This window comes from Budvicia diplopodorum (genome assembly GCF_009800925.1).
Lineage (GTDB): Bacteria > Pseudomonadota > Gammaproteobacteria > Enterobacterales > Enterobacteriaceae > Budvicia > Budvicia diplopodorum.
Window position 1 is genome coordinate 1 of sequence record NZ_WOYF01000031.1, and the last position, 4,186, is coordinate 4,186.

1 protein-coding gene is annotated in these 4,186 nt (G+C 54.6%); it reads left to right on the forward strand.

Annotated features, from left to right (window positions below; translation table 11 throughout):
• Positions 1 to 4,186, forward strand: a 4,186-nt coding sequence (locus tag GVI43_RS15620) for a beta strand repeat-containing protein (protein ID WP_170324344.1), incomplete at both ends; no start/stop codon positions are given.

Genomic DNA, 4,186 nt, shown 5'->3' on the forward strand with positions numbered 1-4,186 from the left:
GGCACCATGGTCGCCGACGGTCACACCACGGTCACCAGCCGCGGTAGTATGAATAACAGCGGCACCGTCTCGGGCGGGCAAGGCCTGACCCTGTCTGCCAGCAGCATCGATAACAGCGGCACGTTACAAAGCAAGGGCAGCACCACCATCAGTACTCCCGGTTATGTGAATAACACCGCGGGCTCTAAAATCATCAGCACCGGCTTTTTGACCCTCAACAGCGGCGACTGGCTGACTAACTACGGTACCCTGTATTCCGCAGACGGCGCGGCGCTCAGCAGCACTAACGCGCTGTTTAACGGCGGTGCTATCCAGAGCGGACTGGGGCTGTCGCTGGCCGCAAGCCATATTACCAACAGTGGTGCGATTTACGGCGGCGGCAACACGCAGCTGCTGAGCCGGAGCGCGATGGTGAATACCGGCACTCTCGGCGCTGACGGCGACCTCACCCTGACGATGCCCGGTGAGTTTTCCAGCAGCAATACCCTGCATGCGCGGGGCCACGTGTGGCTGAATGCCGGTGGTAACGTGACGAATACCGCCATGCTGGCCGCTGACCGCGGGCTAACGCTGACCACACAGGGTAACCTGTTCAACAGCGGAACGCTTTATGGTAAAGAGGCCATGAGGCTGACGGTTAACGGGCCGCTCACCAACGGCGGCACGTTGGGCAGCGGCGGTGAACTGACGCTGACCACCGGTGGCAGCCTGCTCAATAACGGCACCCTGTATAGTCAGGGTGCCGGTAAATACCGGATTAACGGCAGCTTCACCAATCACGGCCTGCTGCGCAGTGAAGATCAAATCTGGATGGATACGCAGGGCTATATTCTGAATGAAGCGGACGTCTTCTCCCTGCTGGGCCTCAACCTGAGCAGCGAACAGAGCGTCACTAACCATGCTCAGCTTTACAGCGGCGGGGAACTGCGCCTGCGTGCGCGCGGTAATCTGACCAATAGTGCCACGCTGGCCGCGCTGGGCAATATGATAGTATCAGCCAACGCCTTCAGCCAAACCGGCAATGGGCTGCTGGCCGCCGGTGTACAAAGCAACGGCCAGCTGGCCCAAAACGGCAATCTCACCCTTAACGTTGCGCAGTCTGCCGATTTACAGGGCCAGACGCTGGTCTCCGGCACTCTGTCGGTCGATGCGAACGGCATTAATCTGGCCGATGCGCGGGTCAGCGCCGGAGCCATCACGTTTCAGGCCCACGGCGGCGGCGTGAACACCGACCGGGCGCAAGCGTACGTCAGCAACGCGCTGAACGCCGACACCACCGCCCACTGGAGTAATCTGGGCGGCAAACTGTATGCCGGTGAAATCAACCTGAACGCCGCCTCGTTAACCAACGATGCGCAGGGTGAAATCAGCGCCCAATCAAACAAAATCACGCTGAGCACGACCCTGAGCAATCGCGGGCTGATTGACGGTCTGCTTACCCGGCTGCAGGCCAGCCAGATAGACAACTACGGCACCGGTCGTATTTACGGTACCTGGCTGGGCCTGCAGGCCAACACCATCAATAACCGCGAAGAGGGCGGCATTGCCGCAACGATTGCCGGGCGTGAAAGCGTGGATATTGGCGCGGGCATTCTCAACAACTACGCCCACTCGCTGATATTCAGCGGCGGCAATATGTCGATTGGCGGCGCGCTGCATGCTGATGGCTATGCTATCGGTCAGGCAAGCGTACTCAATAACCACAGCGCCACCGTTGAGGCCTCCGGCAACCTTCAGATTGCGGTCCAACAGCTCAATAACGTTAACGATAATTTTGAAACCGAAGTGCAGCAGGTTTCAAAGGAAAGCTTTCTGGAATATCGGGTTGAAGGGGGGCAGAACTATTACCGCCCGGATCAGGTCTCGTTTTATAAAAATGAAGTGTCAAATATCATCACGCCTGAAAACGAGAGGGGGAAAGACACCTACTATAAGTACGAATATATCCGTACGATTTTTGAAACGGTGATTACTAAGAGCGATCCGGCTAAAATTCTGGCCGGTGGCAGCCTGGGAATTATTGCCGATACCGTGTTTAACGATAAAAGCCAAATTGTTGCCGGTAATATCCTGAATATTGCCGCCAGCACGGTGAATAACGTTGAAGTGGCAGGGCAGCGCTTTATCGAAGATGTGGGTGGCCAGACCAAATATTACCGCATCAAAAAGAAAGGCGGCGATAAACAGGGTGATTCGTGGTCCGACTATATCCCACCAACGGTGATTCAAGACATTACCTTAAAACCATCGGATCTGCTTTCACAGACCAGCCCCAATGGCAGCGGTACTTCGCTTGGCGGTAGGGTTGAAGGCAACGGGCCCAGTATCAATCCCAATATTGTTGTCAACGGCGGCCAGTCGGTTACCGTTGGTGATATTACGATTATAAGTCGCCTGCCGGAGATGATCGTACCGAACGCGAGTTTGTATGTGATTAACCCGTCACCGGATAGCCACTATCTGGTGGAAACCGATCCGAAATTCACCAATTACAAAAAATGGCTCGGCTCTGACTACATGACCGCGCTGCTAAAAAGCGATCATAATAGCGTTCATAAACGCTTAGGCGACGGCTATTACGAACAAAAGCTGATCACTGAGCAGATCGTTAACTTAACCGGCCAGCGTTATCTTAACGGCTTCAGCAATGATGAAGAGCAGTTCAAAGCCCTGATGAACAACGGCGTGGCGTTTGCTGAAAAATATAATTTGTCGCTGGGTATCGCGCTCACGCCGGAACAGATGGCTAATTTGACCAGCGATATTATCTGGATGGTCAGCCGTGAAGTGACGTTGGCCGACGGCTCGAAACAAACCGTATTAGTACCGCAGGTGTATGCGGTGGTGAAACCGCACGATCTTGACGGCAGCGGGGCGCTACTGAGCGGCAAGCAGGTTAATCTTCAGTTGACCGGCGATCTGATCAACAGCGGTCGGGTGATTGCCGGTGATAAACTCAGCGTTCTGGCCGAAAACATCCAGAATATGGGCGGTAGCATCAGCGCAGCCCGCGTTATGCTTAGCGCCAATAATGACATCAATAATATCGGTGGATTAATTCAGGCTGGCGATAGCCTGATGATGAACGCCGGTCATGACATCAATATCACCACGACCACCGCGAGAAATGGCAACAGCGCCTATGTCAATCAGGTGGCTGGCGTGGTGGTGCACAACGATGCCAGTACCATGGCTATGGTGGCGGGCAACAATATCAATTTAACCGCCGCTCAGGTGATTAATAACGGTCAGGATAGCCAGACCATACTGGCTGCCGGTAACGATCTCAATCTGAATACGGTCAATACCTCGACCACCCGTTCCGGCGAGTTCGGTAGCGATAATCACTACACCCTGACCCATACTCAGGATATTGGCACCCAAATCAGCAGTTCGGGCGATGTTGCGCTGTCAGCTAAGCACGATATTAACGCCAGAGCCGCCAACGTTGAGGCAAGCGGCGATCTGCAGGTCAAAGCCGGTCATGACCTGAATATCGTGGCCGGTGAATCCACGGTAAACCTTGACGAGAAGAGCAAAACTACCGGCAGCGGTGGCAGCGGCATGACTAAAATTACCGATGTTACGGTGATTAAACTCGACCATAAAAATGCCGAGGGCAGCAGCTTTAGCGGTAACTCGGTTAACATGAGCGCAGGCAACGATATGCTGGTTCAGGGCAGTCAGGTCGTAGGTACTCACGACGTTACGCTCAAGGCCGGAAATAATCTGACTATTACCAGTGCCGAAGAGACCACCAATGATATGCATATGACTCAGCAGACCAAGTCCGGCCTGATGAGCAGCGGCGGCATTGGGGCAACCTACGGCAAGATTGATGAGAAATCTACCCAAACAGTACGCACTATCAGTAACTTGGGTAGCACCGTGGGCAGTACCGAAGGTAGTGTCACCCTTATCGCCGGTAACGACTTAGCCATCAAAGGCTCGGACGTGATTGCGAAAAAAGATATCAGCCTCACCGGCAAGAACGTGTCGGTGGAATCGGTTGAAAACCAAACCAGCATCAAAGACGTGTACGAGCGCACCCAAACCGGCATGACGGTGGCGCTTTCCGGCGCGGTCGGTAGCGCATTGAATGCGGCGGTAACGCAGGCCAAACAGGCGCAGGACGCCAACGACAGCAAGATTGAAGCCTTACAGCAAATCAAAGCGGCCCTGTCGG